The organism is Sphingobacterium wenxiniae (genome assembly GCF_900116225.1).
GTDB classification, from domain to species: Bacteria; Bacteroidota; Bacteroidia; order Sphingobacteriales; family Sphingobacteriaceae; genus Sphingobacterium; species Sphingobacterium wenxiniae.
This window is the reverse complement of sequence record NZ_FOZZ01000012.1, coordinates 58,982-75,124: the sequence shown is the minus strand read 5'-3', so window position 1 is coordinate 75,124 and position 16,143 is coordinate 58,982. Positions and strand designations below refer to the sequence as shown.

General features: G+C 41.5%; 15 protein-coding genes. 4 read left to right on the top strand and 11 right to left on the bottom strand.

Going from position 1 to position 16,143, the window contains the following annotated elements; translation table 11 throughout:
- Positions 1-330 (bottom strand): metal-sulfur cluster assembly factor, encoded by a 330-nt coding sequence (locus BM375_RS14480; RefSeq protein WP_093367099.1) that lies wholly within the window; start codon positions 328-330, stop codon positions 1-3.
- Entirely contained in the window at positions 327-1,478 is a 1,152-nt protein-coding gene (locus BM375_RS14475) for a glycosyltransferase family 4 protein (protein WP_093367098.1), read from the bottom strand. The genes BM375_RS14480 and BM375_RS14475 overlap by 4 nt, the downstream gene beginning before the upstream one ends.
- Positions 1,479-1,552: 74 nt before the next feature.
- On the opposite strand from BM375_RS14475, the gene BM375_RS14470 reads away from it, so the two are divergent.
- Positions 1,553-2,530, top strand: coding sequence for a polyprenyl synthetase family protein (locus BM375_RS14470; RefSeq protein ID WP_093367096.1), 978 nt, complete (start codon positions 1,553-1,555; stop codon positions 2,528-2,530).
- A 304-nt stretch (positions 2,531-2,834) separates the two neighbouring features.
- On the top strand, positions 2,835-3,608 hold the full coding sequence (locus BM375_RS14465) for an amidohydrolase (RefSeq protein WP_093367095.1): 774 nt from the start codon (positions 2,835-2,837) through the stop codon (positions 3,606-3,608).
- A 92-nt stretch (positions 3,609-3,700) separates the two neighbouring features.
- Here the strand turns inward: BM375_RS14465 and BM375_RS14460 are convergent, their stop codons facing one another.
- The gene (locus tag BM375_RS14460) at positions 3,701-4,102 is read right to left on the bottom strand and encodes a hypothetical protein (protein ID WP_093367093.1); all 402 of its coding nucleotides are present in this window, start codon (positions 4,100-4,102) and stop codon (positions 3,701-3,703) included.
- 98 nt (positions 4,103-4,200) lie between these two features.
- Between BM375_RS14460 and BM375_RS14455 the strand changes: the two genes are divergently transcribed.
- Positions 4,201-4,647, top strand: a complete 447-nt coding sequence (locus BM375_RS14455) for a MarR family winged helix-turn-helix transcriptional regulator (RefSeq protein ID WP_093367092.1) — start codon at positions 4,201-4,203, stop codon at positions 4,645-4,647.
- Between the two features lie 41 nt (positions 4,648-4,688).
- On the opposite strand, the gene BM375_RS14450 is transcribed toward BM375_RS14455, so the two are convergent.
- The 5 genes from BM375_RS14450 to BM375_RS14430 form a co-directional block, all read right to left on the bottom strand.
- Positions 4,689-6,239 (bottom strand): FMN-binding glutamate synthase family protein, encoded by a 1,551-nt coding sequence (locus tag BM375_RS14450; protein WP_093367091.1) that lies wholly within the window; start codon positions 6,237-6,239, stop codon positions 4,689-4,691.
- A gap of 223 nt (positions 6,240-6,462) precedes the next feature.
- The gene (locus BM375_RS14445; protein WP_093367138.1) at positions 6,463-7,227 is read right to left on the bottom strand and encodes a Rossmann-like and DUF2520 domain-containing protein; all 765 of its coding nucleotides are present in this window, start codon (positions 7,225-7,227) and stop codon (positions 6,463-6,465) included.
- Positions 7,227-9,692 (bottom strand): heme lyase CcmF/NrfE family subunit, encoded by a 2,466-nt coding sequence (locus tag BM375_RS14440; RefSeq protein ID WP_093367089.1) that lies wholly within the window; start codon positions 9,690-9,692, stop codon positions 7,227-7,229. The genes BM375_RS14445 and BM375_RS14440 overlap by 1 nt, the downstream gene beginning before the upstream one ends.
- Positions 9,693-9,714: 22 nt before the next feature.
- Complete coding sequence (locus BM375_RS14435) at positions 9,715-10,137, bottom strand: cytochrome c maturation protein CcmE domain-containing protein (protein WP_093367088.1); 423 nt, start codon at positions 10,135-10,137, stop codon at positions 9,715-9,717.
- Between the two features lie 122 nt (positions 10,138-10,259).
- Positions 10,260-11,477 carry a dicarboxylate/amino acid:cation symporter gene (locus tag BM375_RS14430; RefSeq protein WP_093367086.1) on the bottom strand — a complete coding sequence of 406 codons (1,218 nt, stop codon included), beginning with the start codon at positions 11,475-11,477 and terminating at the stop codon, positions 10,260-10,262.
- A 59-nt stretch (positions 11,478-11,536) separates the two neighbouring features.
- On the opposite strand from BM375_RS14430, the gene mnmD reads away from it, so the two are divergent.
- Complete coding sequence (gene mnmD / locus BM375_RS14425) at positions 11,537-12,205, top strand: tRNA (5-methylaminomethyl-2-thiouridine)(34)-methyltransferase MnmC2 (RefSeq protein ID WP_093367085.1); 669 nt, start codon at positions 11,537-11,539, stop codon at positions 12,203-12,205.
- A gap of 201 nt (positions 12,206-12,406) precedes the next feature.
- Here the strand turns inward: mnmD and BM375_RS14420 are convergent, their stop codons facing one another.
- The 3 genes from BM375_RS14420 to BM375_RS14410 form a co-directional block, all read right to left on the bottom strand.
- Positions 12,407-12,907, bottom strand: coding sequence for an FKBP-type peptidyl-prolyl cis-trans isomerase (locus BM375_RS14420; protein WP_093367084.1), 501 nt, complete (start codon positions 12,905-12,907; stop codon positions 12,407-12,409).
- 19 nt (positions 12,908-12,926) lie between these two features.
- Positions 12,927-14,939 carry a thioredoxin domain-containing protein gene (locus BM375_RS14415; protein ID WP_093367082.1) on the bottom strand — a complete coding sequence of 671 codons (2,013 nt, stop codon included), beginning with the start codon at positions 14,937-14,939 and terminating at the stop codon, positions 12,927-12,929.
- A 150-nt stretch (positions 14,940-15,089) separates the two neighbouring features.
- Entirely contained in the window at positions 15,090-15,590 is a 501-nt protein-coding gene (locus BM375_RS14410; protein ID WP_093367081.1) for a SixA phosphatase family protein, read from the bottom strand.
- Positions 15,591-16,143 lie beyond the last annotated feature (553 nt).

The following is a 16,143-nucleotide window of genomic DNA, read 5'->3' as shown; positions in this document are numbered from 1 at the left end:
TTATAAAAACCCCAGTTCTAATTTAGCTTCCTCGCTCATCATGTCTTTGGTCCATGGTGGGTCAAATGTCAACTCTACTAAAGCTTCTTTTATTCCTGCTATTGCAGCAACCTTTTGTTGTACTTCGTTCATGATTTCTCCAGCTACAGGACAGCCAGGGGCGGTTAGTGTCATAACAATCTTAGCTGTGCCGTCTTCCTTGGTGATAATTTCATACACCAAACCTAAATCCACAATATTTGCAGGCTTCAGCTCCGGGTCGTAAACTGTTTCTAATTGAGCTTGAATCTCGTTGGCAAGATTCAACTTGTCCATAATGATAATATTCATTTCGCTATTACTTTTTGGTAAACTTCTTCTAACTGTTGCATAACAATGTCTTTTGTAAATGTAGACCTGTACACAGCATGCGCATTTTTAACAATGTCGTCTTTTTTATCCGAATTTTCAAATTCTGTGATGGCTGAAAGTATGCTTTCTCGTTTATAGGGATCAAATAACCAGCCTGTTTGATTAGGAATTATCAGTCCCGGTATAGCACCAATATTGGTCGAGATAATCGGCGTTTGCGTTGCTATGCCTTCGATAATGGTGAGTGGGACGCCACCTTCATAACATACTGATGGAACAAGGAGAGCTTTGCATTTCGCTAGGAGTTGCATGGTTTCCTCTTTGCCTTTCTGTCCTAAGAGCTCGATGTTACGGACGCCTTGGATACTATTGCGGACTTCTGCCATCAACGGTCCATCACCTACGATTTTCAGTACTTTATCGCTCCCTTTTAAAGTATTGACAAGCTGCATTATTCCTTTTTCTGCGGAAAGACGTCCAACGAAAAGATAATAATCTTCCCTTTCCTGTGTCTTGGTTTCTACTTCAACAAAGTTAGGTTTCACCAAGATGCTATCTGCGGAGAAAAAGGGTAGGTCAGCAGATAAAAATAGCTGGCGGGAGAATGCCGATAAGGTTAGAAAACGATCCACCAACTGGAAAGTTCCCAGTTTTCTGTGTGAAAAATAGGTAAAGGCTGTGCCGAATGTCTTTACAAACGAGTTCTCCAGTACCTTTAAACGGACAGCTTTCCACGGAAAATTAGTGCCTATACTGTCCAAATACAACCGGTCTCTGAAGAACAGTGTTGCCGAGGGACAAAGCATCCTAAAATTATGCAGTGTCATGACCACTGGAATACGGCGTTTTTTTATCGTTCGGATCAGTGCTGGTCCTGAAGCGTAATGAAAGTTATGGATATGCACAATGTCCGGATTAAAGTGTTGCAATTGCTTTTTGACTTTACGCTGTGCAGATAGGTTCCACGGATAAGCCAAAAATTGCCATAAGCCTCGCCAGCCTTTTTTGTTGCGGAAAGTCAATGTCTCTACAGTGTGGTGTCGCTTTAATTCCTGGACTTCCTGCCGAAAGACCATGTCTTCGCCGCCAGCATGTTGATAGAAGTTATGAATGATGAAAATCCGCATCCGGTCGTGATTTATACAAAGATAGCATTTCACCTATATTTTATTATCCTTATCTTCGTCTATAATTTTTCAAGATGTTCAACAACTCGACATATTCTCAAATCATACAAGACCGTCTCAAACAAGTAGATTTTCCCGAACAGCCCGATAATCTGTACGATCCATTACGTTATATACTGTCTTTAGCTGGTAAGCGTATCCGTCCGCAATTAGTCTTGATGGGGGCAGAGCTTTTTGAACCACGCACGATGAAGGATGCTATTTCGGCAAGTCTGGCCGTGGAATATTTCCATAATTTTTCCTTGATTCATGATGATATCATGGACAATGCTCCGTTACGCCGTGGAAAACCTACGGTACACCAAAAGTGGAATGACAATGTGGCTATTCTGTCGGGGGATGCTTTGCTTGTAAAAGCATATGAACAACTGTGTTTGTCGCCGGTAGAGAAAATAGCTCCATTGTTACAGGTATTCAATAAAACAGCGTTGGAAGTTTGTGAAGGGCAGCAGTTAGATATGGATTTTGAGGAACGTTCACAAGTCAGCGAAGTGGAATATATCGATATGATTCGGCTAAAAACCTCCGTGCTTTTGGGAGGAGCTTTGCAGATGGGAGCTATTATTGCGGGAACTTCGTTGGAGAATCAACAGTTACTTTATGATTTTGGTGTAAATCTAGGAATTGCTTTTCAGTTGCAGGATGATATTTTGGATGTATACGGTGATCCTAAAACTTTTGGAAAACAAGTTGGTGGAGATATCTTGGCCAATAAAAAGACGATTTTGTTTATTAAACTCAAAGAATTGGCCTCGGAAGAAGATAAACAACTATTGACGGAATTATTGACACATGATATCGATAAAGAACCACAGAAAGTGGAAAAAATGAAGGCTTTATATGCTAAATACGATATTCCTTCGTTAGCTATATATCAGAAGGAAAAGTTTACCGCTGTAGCATATGAAAAACTGGAAGCAATTCCATGCCCGAAAGCAAGCAAACAATCTCTTTTTAATTTAGCCAATGCTTTAATGCACCGTGCGCAATAGTACAGTTAGGTAAAATTTGTTTCGCTTTTGTTTTTTTAGTAAATTGTCTTCTTAAAGCGAAGGTCGTTGTTTTTTTAGTACATAACAAAACTGAATGAGTCATAAAAAACGCGTTCCCGAAAGCATTCGGGACGAGAAAGTATGACGACCGCGAAGCAGCTCCGAAGGAAACCAATCTGCTTTTTTAATGTCATTCCCGCCTCAGGCGGGACTTCGTTACCTCGCAATGACGATGACATTATTTTTTGTCATGTACTGTAACAACTTTTATAAATTTGAAAAAAATTAGCACATAGCTAAATATATGGAACCGATCAAGATTACAATATTTCAGGCTTATCTATTTTGGGAAAATGTAGAGAAGAATTTAAATAACCTGTCTCTTCGTTTGTCAGCGCTGAAGGAGAAAACAGATTTGATTCTGCTACCTGAGATGTTTAACACGGGGTTCACGATGAATGTGGAGAAATGTGCCGAAACCATGAATGGGCCTACGATGCATTGGATGTATGAGCATGCCAAGGCCTACGGTTGTGTTGTAGCAGGTACTTTAATCATCGAAGAAGGTGGGAAATTCTATAACCGATTCGTTTGGATGTCGCCTGATGGTAGTTTCGTGCATTATGATAAACGCCATCTATTTACTATGGCAGATGAAGATAAGGTCTTTACAGCAGGGAGTTCAAGGATTATATTTGAACTTAAAGGTTGGCGTATATGTCCGATGATTTGCTATGATTTGCGGTTCCCTGTTTGGTCCCGAAATACCGATGGTGCTTATGATCTCTTAGTGTATACTGCAAGTTGGCCGGACAAACGTTCTGCACATTGGCGCGCATTAATTCCTGCAAGAGCGATTGAGAATCAAGCCTATGTCATCGGTGTAAACCGTGTGGGCTATGACGGAAATGAGGTTTATTATTCGGGAGGATCGATGTGTATTTCGCCTGTAGGGGATGTTGTGTATTACAAACCAGAAGATGAAGATCTATATACATTTACGCTTAACCCGGCAGAATTGAAAAAAGCGCGTGAACAATTTCCCTTTTTGAAAGATGCCGATCGTTTTTCTTTGTAATCGACTATTAGTGGCAGGCCTCTGAGAATTTCTTTACTAAGTTATTTATTGGTTTATCGTCTAAGCCCTTAAACAGTTAACCCTTTAAACAATCAATCTATATAAGGCCTGTTTAAAACAGCCGATTGGATGATGGCTTCGCGGAGGTCAAATCTTGTATCATGCTCATCTATATCTTCAACCTTTAATTCCTGTTTTCTTGTTTTTTCGCGGGCAAGTTTGACCTTTTTTACCTCTTCGGGAATAAAACCTTGGTAGGCTGAATATGCCTCCTCATAACGGCCCGCTTTCACCTCGGATACAGGTGGTGGAGCAGTGTATTTATCAACCTGTGGAGCAGGCTTAACGGAGGGAGGTGTGGGGATCTGTTGTTGCGGCACAGGAGGTATGGATGGCTTCCGTTGACGAGCCTTTTCCTGTTCCTTTTGGAACTCGGTGTAAATCTTATAGATAACACCGCCAATAATTAATAAAGCTGGCAAGAAATTTTCCATTAGTATAAATATACTAAAAACAAACAAAAATCAAATTTTATTTGCATCATAAGGTGATTTTTATTTTGTTTGTATAAACAACTAACCTAATTTGTATAATGAAGACATCGGAAATCGAATATGCAGATGAATTCTTTTCTTTTTTGACGGGTAAGGCCAGTGCTGCTCTGGGGCGACGCTTACAGCGTAATTTAAAAGAAGAGGGGATTCTTATCACTTCGGAGCAATGGTCATTGCTCTACTACTTATGGGTAGAGGAGGGACGCACGCAACAGGAACTGGCTTGTTTAACATTTCGGGATAAACCGAGTATTTCACGGTTGATTAATAATCTGGAAAAAATTAAATTAGTGATGCGCGTAAGTGATAAAGAGGACAAGCGCTCGAACCTAATCTTCTTAACTAAGCATGGACGACAGATTAAAGAAAAATGTATGCAGCAAGCTAAACTAACGATTAATCAGGCTTTTGAAGGCTTGGAAAGAGAGGATATGTCGCACGCAAAACGAACTTTGGAGGTGCTTTATGCGAATTTGATAAAATAGGGAATGGCAAAGTAGGATAACTTTGCCATTCCCTATTTTTTTTAAAACTCTTCTACTTCAAAAGCACTGTGGCTTCGAACGAGTTTTCCGGTATTTCTAAAGTATATTTCTTGAAAGCTCAAGGTTTGTATGTTATCGACCTTACGGAAGAACTTATCTGCGGAGACATCATCCAGTGTCTTAAATCCACAAGCCTCCATAATTTCCACTGTGGCGCGTAAGGTGTTTCTGTGGAACTGTGCAACACGGATATACTTATCCTGCACATCTAATGCTTTATATAGGTGAGGTTGCTGTGTAGCAACGCCTACTGGACAAACGTCTTCATTACACTTCAAGGCTTGAATACACCCCAAAGCGAACATCATTCCCCGTGCACTGTAACAAGCATCTGCTCCCAAGGCAATGACTTTTAATAGGTCGAAACCTGTGACAATTCTGCTGGAAACAATCAGTCTGATGTGTTTCTTAACACCGAATTTGATAAGTGTAGTTGTCACAAAAGACAGTGCATCGTATAACGGCATCCCGATATTGTCCGTAAATTCCAATGGAGCTGCTCCTGTACCACCTTCGGAACCGTCAATGGATATAAAATCCGGGAAAATTTGTGTGGTCAACATCGCGTTACAAATGTCGATGAACTCTTGCTTATCGCCGATACACATCTTAAATCCTACCGGTTTGTAGCCAGAAAGCTCACGCATATGCTGAATGAAATGCATCATTTCTTCAGGTGTGCTGAAGGCACTGTGTGCTGGAGGTGACATCACATCCGTACCTGGGACGACGTGGCGGATTGCAGCAACTTCTGGTGTGTTCTTTGCAGCTGGCAAGATACCACCATGTCCCGGTTTTGCACCCTGAGATAGTTTTAGCTCAATCATTTTCACATAAGGACGGTTCGCTTTTTCCGCAAACAGATCCCCATCAAACTTTCCTTCTTCGCTTCTACAACCAAAATAACCGGTTCCAACCTGCCAGATAAGATCTGCTCCATTGATGTGGTAAGGACTGATGCCTCCTTCGCCGGTATTGTGGGCGAAATTTTGTAGGGCAGCTCCTTTATTAAGTGCTGTAATAGCGGTTTTGCTCAGCGCCCCATAACTCATTGCTGAAATATTGAAAACGCTTAAGCTATACGGTTGCTTACACTGAAAATTACCGACCATGGTACGTAGATCATGGTCTTCGATATGGCATGGGAACACGGAATGGGCAACCCACTCGTTTCCTACCGCTTGTGGATCGGTCTGCATCCCGAAAGCTACAGTTTCTCTTTCGTTTTTAGCACGTTGGTATACGATAGAACGTTGACGTCTGTTGAACGGACGGCCATCGGTATCGGATTCCCAGAAATACTGACGCATCTCTGGACGGATACTTTCAAAGAAGAAACGAAAATAACCTACTAACGGATAATTTCTTAAGATAGCATGTTTTGTTTGCATGCTGTTGGCAAATGCCAAAATCATCAATGGAAAAGGTATTAGCAAAAGCCAAAACCATTGTGGGGTAAAGATGACCCCAAAAGAGATGATAATTAAATTAATAATGACAATCGTTGCAAGAATCAGTTTTCTAACAGCCATAATATATTGTGAAAAATAAAGTGCTTTTGTATTTAATGAATAACATCAAGCTTCAATTCAAGCTATTGTGCTTGCAAAAATGAAGCCATTCCAGAACGGATGTGTTTAAGAGGGCGCTATCACCATAATTCAAATGTTTGCACAAAATTAGGAACTTATTTATGGAAAGCGAAAAAAGAACGTTATTCGGTAAACTTTTTTCTGTTTCGTAAAAAATAAGGTGCTATCTATTCTGAATGGTTATTTCTTCGGTGAGTTGTTGATAGATTTTGACCCAATTCGAGTTTTCGCTGATAAAGTCTAAATGCTTACGTATGGTCTGTTGGTCTCCACGCTTGGCTGGACCTGTTTGTACATCTTTAGGTTGATTGTTTTGTATCTTTTGGGCCGTTTCAGCGATGATAGGCTTTAGCAGGTCAAACGGCAACTCATGCTGCTTCAGAATATCATGACTGATCTGGAATAAGGCATTGGAAAAATTGTTGGCAAATACAGCGGCTATGTGTAAAGCTAAGCGCTGCTGACTAGAGCAGAGAAAGGATAGAGACGAAATCTTTTGCATCAGTTCCAATAGATATTGGCTGGTGGATGTATCGTTTCCTTCAATACCAAAAGGAATTTTAGAGAGATCTGCCTCAACAGTTTTGGAAATGCTTTGCGGAGGGTAAATGACACCGTAACGGCTGAAATGATGTAATACGGCCAATGGTGTTGCCCCAGAACAATGGACGACAATGCCGGTTATAGCAGGAGAAAGTTCTTCAGCCAAGGGAGGGATAGCTTCATCTGTGACGGCTAGAATATAGAGATCTGCATCTTGTCGAATGGCTGTGATATTATCTATGGTATCTGCTTTCAAAAGTGAAGCCAATGCTGATGCATAGGCTTTATTTCTACTGTAAACTTGTACGATATGATGTCCAGCACCTTTAAGACCTTTGCCCAGATGCGTTGCTACATTTCCACTTCCAAGGAGAACAATATCCATTAGACTGTTTTTTGTTTTGCCTGTTTGCCATCTTTCCACCTGCGGTAAATCGCCATGATAAAACCGATGGTCATTACGATAGTGCCCGCCCAGAAGAAGTTGATATAAGGGAATTTGATAGCTTTGAAAACAATCCATTTTTTCTCTGGAAGTGGCTTTTGGTAGAGCATGATTTCCAGCTTATCTTCTTTTGGAAGGATATTGGTGAACCGGAAACGTAACCCCTGCTCGGTAACATCTTTATTGAAATCAAAAGTGTTACCGTCTTTAATCAGGAAAATAGGTTCTACAGTATGTTCTCGACCATCTGCCGCTACAACACGAATTTTCAGACCTACACTGATGTCGTTTGGTCCTTTTGGGATGTTGTTGATCTTCGCGTCCTGATTAACATCCTCGATGATGTAAAATCCGTTTCTATAACGCAAGGTATCGCCCAGACTAACCTGATAGGTAGCCGGTTCATCGTAATCCTCATACCCTGTTTTTTCCTCCTGCGGCGTGTTTGCCGCTTGCATTTGTGTGTCTGATTGCGCCGATGTGATAAGCGTATAGATATCGTGGGTTAGGTAATGGCGGGTATCCGGTGTCCCGATAAGACCACCCATTTGTGGATTGTTCTGGGCAAATGGTTTTAAGACAAAAGATTCTTTCACTTTGCCGGTTTCCTCGTCGATCTTCTCGTATTGGATTTTATAATACACATTCGGAGGAACGATGCTGTCCCCAATATAGGTGATACGATAATCACCCATTTGAATCGGTTCATCAATGGTGAGAAAGAGGTTTTCTCCCGGATTTTCTACTTTATCGAATCCCGCAATCTGAATATAGCCTGAGCTGTTCTGCGAGATGACCTCATTGGTTGCCGCAGCAATGAGAGCTCCGATAAGCAACATGGCAAAACCGATATGTGAAACAGCTGAACCGGCCAAACGCCACTTCCCTTTCAATGCATCGCCTAAAATACGGATGTTGGCAAGGATACAGAAGATCGCTGTAAATGCCAATAAGATGAACATTACATTGGTGTATATCTTCGTGAAATATACGACCAAAGCGGTGATGACAACAGCGATGATAAGCGAGGCTATAGTGGAAGCCCAAAATTTCTTAGCGTCGGTGCGTTTGTATTTTAAAAATTGTGTGAAAGCCGTCAAAAGCATAACCACGACAGCAAAAGCACCCTGCCACTTGTTGTAATGCGGAATAGGGTCGATTGGAGGGGCTACTTTTGTGCCAAATAGTGCGTTAAAGACTGGAATGGAGGAGGTGGCAATCATCTGCACACAAGACACTGTTAAGACCAGTGCCCCTATAAATAACCAGAATTCACGGGAGTAGATGTCTTCCTCCTTTTTGGTAGAAGGTAGTTCTTTGTAGCGCCAAATCAGCAGACCGACCATGATTGCCAAAAATAATAGATTAAAAACAATCAATTGGCCTGATAATCCTGAGCTAACAAAAGAGTGTACGGATGTTTCTCCCAAAATACCACTTCGGGTAAGATAGGATGCATAAATCACTAATACAAAGCTAATCAGTGCTAAGAAAGTAGCCGTGAAAAAACCTTGCCCCGAGTTTTTGTAGGCAACCATAACGTGTACCGCTGCAATAAGCGTCAACCATGGGATGATAGATACATTTTCTACTGGATCCCAAGCCCAGAAACCACCAAAGTTTAAGGCTTCATAAGCCCAAAAGGAGCCCATGATAATCCCTGCACCTAAGATCATGACAGCGAATAAAGCCCAAGGTAATCCCGGTGTTATCCATTCCTTATAGCGTTTTGTCCATAAGGCCGCTGCAGCGTAAGCAAAAGGTACAACCATGGAAGCAAACCCCAGAAAGAGGGTTGGTGGGTGAATCACCATCCAATAGTTTTGCAGTAAAGCATTTAACCCGCTACCATCAGGAATCATACTTAAATAATTTGGATTGCTGAAAATCGGAATATTCAATGCATCACGCAATAAAATAAAAGGAGAGCTACCTATTCTTGATCCGAATATTTCTACCCCAAGCAGCATGGAGGCCAGAAAGATCTGACACAGCATGACAAAAGTCATCACAGGGGATTCCCATGATTTAGCAGTGAAAAGCAGTATAGATCCAAGTACTGCCTGCCAGAACATCCAAAGCAAGAAACTTCCTTCCTGACCTTCCCAAAAACAGGAAATAATAAAATGGGTAGGTAAGGATCGTGAAGAATGTGCCCAAGCGTAATGATATTCAAATAGGTGATTGTAAATAATATAGAATAACGTGCTTGCAATCACGACAATGGAAAAAGCATTAAGCCAGAAACCTATACGCCCCAGTTTTTTCCACGACTTTAAATGTGGCTCACGAGTAGCAAAAAAGTAACTAATAAAGGATAATAAAGCTGCCCCAAAAGAAAGGATAACGAAAAATTGTCCAATTTTTCCGGGTAAAAGATTCTCTCCAACGTAATTTACGTCCATGTAATTTAAATAAGGGGGTGTTTTAGTATGATTGCATTGCCGTTTGTGGCGTAGCTGCTGTCTCGATAACTTCTACTTCGTCTTCATTATATTTAGAAGGGCATTTCATGAGTATTTTGCTGGCATGGAATACTTCACCATCCATTTTACCGGTTAAGACAATCTGCTCAGAGCGTTCTATATCCTGTGGTTTAGCGCCTTTGAATACGACTTGGCATTCGGTACTGTCATTGTCATACATGAAGAAAGAGAAATGGTTAGCATCCTCTACAGGGTTGTAATGCAACTCCTTTTCTTTATTCAACACACCAACAACGTACAGTTCTGTTTGTTTTTCTTTTGCTTCAGCAAAAGTAGAATATGTACTGGAATCGGTATAGATGACCAAAATCATGGCAATAGCCACTGCAATGATAACAATTAAGATAATTGAACTTTTCTTCATAATGCACTATCTCTAAACTATCTGCAAAATTACGAAATGCTTTTCGAAGCAAGGAATCTACCAAACTTTACTATATATTTAGAACGATTATAAATAGAGAGGAGGGCGGATAGCAGGGGTATTTATACTTCAAACTTGGATTTCGTAAACTGGGTGACGAGCATAGCAGCTACGGTGTCGCCGGTGGCATTGAGGATGGTAGCCAACGGATCAACCAAGGTACCTATAATCATCACTGCAGGAATAGCTTCCGCTGGTAGGCCATAGACTGAAATCATAAGCATTTCACCAATATATCCTCCATTGGGAATACCTCCGGCTACGATAGTGACAAGTACCGTAATTCCGACAGCGGTAAGAATGGTTTCCCATTCAAAGAAATTCCAACCTAACAGCACAAAGGCTACATATATTTTTAGAATTGAGGAGATTGCTGAACCATTTTTGTATAACGTGTTTCCCAAAGGAATGACCACATTAGCAATAGCGGAAGGGATGCCTATTTTTTTTGCGGCCTCCAAATTGGCAGGCATAGTGGCCAAACTGCTGCATGTACTCAAAGCCGTTAGGGAAGGGAAAATATTATTCTTCCAAAAAATCGATACACCTTTGCCCCCATAGGCAATAAAAGCGTATAAGCTAAAGAACACAAAGAAAAAGGCTATGCCGAACAAATAGTACAAGGCTAATGGTTTTGCATAAAATCCGAAAAGCTGCGGTCCTAAAGTATGTACCTGATAGGCGAAATAGGCTCCTAAACCCACAGGAGCGACCTTCATGATGAGTATCAGTAGCTGTTTCATCACCTCGTTTCCGGATTGTATGAAGGCTACGAATGTCTGAGCCTTGTCACCGACACGGCGAGCGGCAATACCGACCAGAAAAGAAAAAATCACAAAAGGGAGGATGCTCTGTCGGGAAAGTAGATTGCCAAACTCGCTCACCGTTAGAAAGCTGACAATTCTGTCGCCCCAATTGGCCTCCGAACCGTTGAGGTAATCGTTTACCGCTGTGCTATCTTCCGCAATAGTACTGACTGGGAAGATATACAGTATGCCGACTGTAGCCAAGGCTGCAATAATAATGGTAATCAAGAACACAGAAGCCATAACAGCGATGATTTTACTCAATTGCTGTTGCCTGTCAAGATTGGCCACCGAGGATGATATAGCAAAAAACAACAGTGGGATAATGGATACGAAAAGCATGTTGAGGAAAATGTCCCCTAGAGGCTTGATATAAGCTACCGCTTGCGGAACCCATAGCCCGATAATACTACCGACTATGATACCCAATAAAAGGAGGAGTATATTTCCGTAATTGTCTATAATTGCTTTCATACTTGTGTAAAAACGAAAATAGGATTTTTTTATATTAGTTTTGCCTAAAAATAAGAGAAATGGATTTTGTTGTAACAGGTGACGGTTCTAAAACATTGTATCATCCCGAAGTAGGGGAGCATTATCATTCCAAGCATGGTGCTTTGCAGGAAAGTAAACATGTGTTTTTGCATTCCGGGTTGAATTATTTCCTTGAGAAAGAAGCTGTGCAAAAAGCCGCTATTCTGGAAATCGGTTTTGGAACGGGGTTAAATTTCTTGGTCACTGCTGATGCGATAGCTGCTACTTCCACACAGTTGGATTATTGTGGTATAGAAGCTTTTCCACTTCCTGCTGAGACGATATTTCGTACAGGCTATGATAATTATGTTCAACCGGTGGTATGGTCAAAATTCCAAGAGAACTATGCTGAGGCCTTAAAACAGAAGATATGTTTTATGCCTAATATTGATTTAGAGGTTGCCCATACCAAAGTGTTGGAGTTTACTTCGGACAGATTATTTGATGTCGTTTATTTTGATGCTTTTGCAGCAGTTCATCAGCCGGAGATGTGGAATGATGAGACATTAGCCCACGTGGTGAGTTTTCTTAAACCGGGTGGAGTATTTGTGACGTATGCCATAACAGGCAATCTTAAGCGGTCAATGAAAGCTTTGGGGTGTTCGATAGAAAAAGCGCCCGGTGCACCAGGGAAAAGGGAGATGTTGAGAGCGGTTAAGGAGTATTGAGTAGTGCGTATTGAGTATTGAGAAATAGCGCGAAGATTGAGGATGGTAGCAGCACCCCTTGTGGATGTCGATAGTAGGGGCAACCCTTGTGGTTGTCCAGATAAATAATAAATAAACAAAAAGAGTAAAGATGAGAGAGTGAAAGAAGAAAGAGCAAAGAGAGTTGTCTTTCATCTTTGCTCTTGTTGCTCTCAGAGAGACTTAGTGACCTGCTGTACCGTCGATGCCGTGTGCATGTCCGTGTGACAGCTCTTCTTCCGTTGCTGGGCGAACAGCCAAGATTTCGATATCAAAGTTCAATGTTTTACCTGCCATAGGGTGGTTCAAATCAGCAACTACTGCCTCTGGGGTAACCTCTACAACTACTGCACGGAATTGATTTCCTTGATTGTCTTGTAAAGGAAGAACTTCACCTACTGGGGGGAGACCTGTTTCTTTGAACATATCAGCAGGTAATTGTGCTACGGCACGGTCATCACGTTCGCCATAAGCATCAACAGCTGCTAAAGTGAATGAAGTCTTGTCACCCGTGTTTAATCCTGAAATATTTTCTTCGAATTTAGGCAACATCATACCTACGCCATATAAAAATGTCAAAGGGTTTTCTGTTGTTGTTTCTTCTACAAATGTTTTTTCTCCGTTTTCTTCAATTGTGTGAAGGGTGTAATTTAAGGCAACTACATTGTTGTTTTCTATAGCCATTGTACTTAATTTATTGGGCTTAAGCCCTGTTATTATTTAATAATTCAATGAGTTCCGCCACTGAATTTTGTGGCAGACTGCATGTCTTGTTTCTACAAAGGTAGGCTTTTGCTTTTAAATCTGTCTTATCCTTTAGCAAAGGTAGGCGGCTTTTTGTTCCTCCCATGGTTATTTTATTGGGAATATAATGCCTGTCGAGTTCTTTTCTCCATTGTAAAGCTTCTTCGCCTATCAGTGCAATTTCATTGTTCCCATATACCAATTCCAAAAGCTGTATGGCCCAATTGGAGTAAGCCGAGCCATATCGTTTAATATGCGGAAATACGTTCGCAAATACCTGTTCTGCAATGTGTACATAGCTTTGTTCATCCAACATTTCGCCCAAGCGAAACAGGTTCTTCACCATGGTGGAGGAGGAAGAAGGGATAACATTGTCCATGATTTCACTTTTGCGGGCAATCAATTGCTCACTATCCGCGGCCGTGTAATAGAAGGTTGCTGTTTCATCATCAAAGAAACGGTGGATAGCTTCTTCTGTGAGCCGTTGTGCTTCATCCAGCCAGTTTTCTTCGAAAGTGGCTTCGTATAGCGTAACGAAAGCTTCTATGGTGAATGCATAATCATCTAAAAATCCTGCTATCCTCCGATTGCTATCAGCAGGTTGGTGGAGTAGCCCAGCATCGCCTTGGCAGTTCGTTTGAATGAAATTGGCGATCCCTTGTGCTAGGGTTAAATAGGACTCTTCTTTGAACGTGCGGTAGGCATCGACCAGACCTTTTAACAGCAAGGCGTTCCACGCGGTCAGCTGTTTATGGTCTAATCCAGGACGTATCCGCTTGCTGCGATACTGTAATAATCTTTGTTTCGCATGCTGGAGCTCGGTTGCCCATTCTTCATTGGAAAATCCTGCGTCCATAGCTGTCTGGTCTGCATCCATAGCACAACAGAGCACATTAGTTCCTTCTTCCTCCCAGTTTCCTTCTTCTGTGAGGTTAAAGTAGTGGCTAAATAAGGAAGCGTCTTCACCAAGAGCAGCCTTAAATTCTTCTTGTTGAAATGTGTAGAATTTGCCTTCTATGCCTTCGCTATCCGCATCCAGAGCTGCATAGAAACCTTCATTTTCGGCAAGCATTTCTCTTGCTGCCCAAGCGATGGTCTCTTCTACTACTCGTTTATATTTACTATTGGGTTTTTGCTGGTAGGCTTCGCTGTAAAGAGAAAGAAGCTGTCCATTGTCGTATAGCATCTTTTCAAAATGCGGGATATGCCATTCGCTATCTACGCTGTAACGAGCAAATCCTCCCCCCACATGGTCGTATATTCCACCATTGGCCATTTTCTCCAAGGTAAAATGTACCTGTTCTAGGGCTTCTTTATCATTTGCGAGTGTGCCATAGCGCAAGAAGAATAGCCAATTGTTTGGTAACGGAAATTTTGGTGCACGGTTGTATCCGCCATCTTCCTTGTCAAATTGGGCTTTCCAAGGCTGTACAATCTGTTGTAGATCCTCTTGGTTGTATTGTTCGGGTATCGGAGAAATAGGGAGGCGTTCGGCTTGTTGTATGCCGTTGGTTAGCCGTTCGGCATAATCCAAAGCTACTTCCGGTGTTTCTTCCCACATCTGCGCAATCTGTAGGAGCACTTGTTGCCAATCATGGGGCTTAAAATAAGTGCCGCCGTAGATGGGACGCCCATCGGGCAAACAGATGCAATGTAAAGGCCAACCGCCAGCATTCGTCATCAACTGAACGGCTATCATGTATATCTGGTCAATGTCTGGACGCTCCTCACGGTCAACTTTTACCGATATGTAGAATTGGTTCATCGTCTTAGCGATAGTTTCATTTTCGAAACTCTCGCGTTCCATCACATGGCACCAATGACAAGCGGAATAACCGATGCTGACAATGATAAGCTTGTTTTCGGCCCTCGCCTTAGTTAGAGCCTTTTCACCCCAAGGCATCCAATGCACTGGATTATGTGCATGTTGTTTGAGATAGGGAGAGTTTTCGTATTGAAGTGCGTTTGCCATTTTATAGTAGTGAGATGTGCGTATTGCGTAGTGAGATATGAGTAGTGAGATATGCGCCTGCCTGCCGTAGGCAGGTATTGCGATATTAGACCTTGTAAAACTATAAATTTATTGCTTATAGTTTACCGCCTAATGCTTCCGGCCTACAGCTTATTTCTCTGTAATTATCGCTTGTAAGAATGCGGTATTGGCCGATAACGAAGAATAATCGATATTGTCTTCCAGTTGCAGACAGGCGACTTCAGAGGTGCTGAGATTGATAATATGGTCGGAGACGTAATCGACAAAGTCGGATACACTTGGGTTATGCCCGAAAATCAATACGGTGTCATACAAAGAAGGAACATCGTTTATCTTTTTTAAGAGAAAGAGTTGATGGGCTTCATAAAAGGTAGGTTCCCATTGTATTCGTTCTTCGGGGTAACCTAAGATATTGCAAAATATCTTTGCTGTCTGCGCGGCTCTATTGGCTGTAGAGGAAATAACCAACGTCCTTTCCGTTTCGTTCTCGATTTTAACAAGCAACTTTTTGGCAATATGATTTGCTCGAGCTATACCCTTTTCGACCAGGTCACGATCAAAATCACGTTTACCCATGCCGTAATCCTCAGCTTTGGCATGACGGACTACATATAACATCTTTCTTCTCATACAGGTAAAGTTACGTATTTCTTTATTAGTATTTGTCTGTTAGATTTATCTGCCGATATGCCGATTTATTTTTATGGTTAGTTGGGCGTTAAGCACTTCGCAAAAAATCCCCGCATAAGACAAATATATGAGTATAGCAAGGATAAAGAGCAAAAAAGTGTGCCAATTTTGTTCGATTTTGGTAAGAATATTGGCACGATTTTACCACCTGTTTTTTGGATAATACCTGAAATACTGTGTTTATAGCCTGTAAATAGCGATTTTCATTTTCATGGAAAATATGTCATTTCCCTTGGGAAAAAGGGAAAATGCCCTGGGATTCTCTTTAATTCTCCTGGGAAAAAGACTAATTCCTTTGGGAGAAAGGGCGAATGCACGGAACTTTATTCTGATTGCTTTAAGGAAAAGGTTGATTCACCTAGGGAAAAAGAAGATTGCCCTAGGTTTTGTGTTAATTGCCTTAAGCAAAGGGGTAATTTCTATGGGAATAAGGCCAAAGCTTTAGGCAATTGTTTTATTTTCCCATAGAAAAAAGCTATTTCTATATGACGAT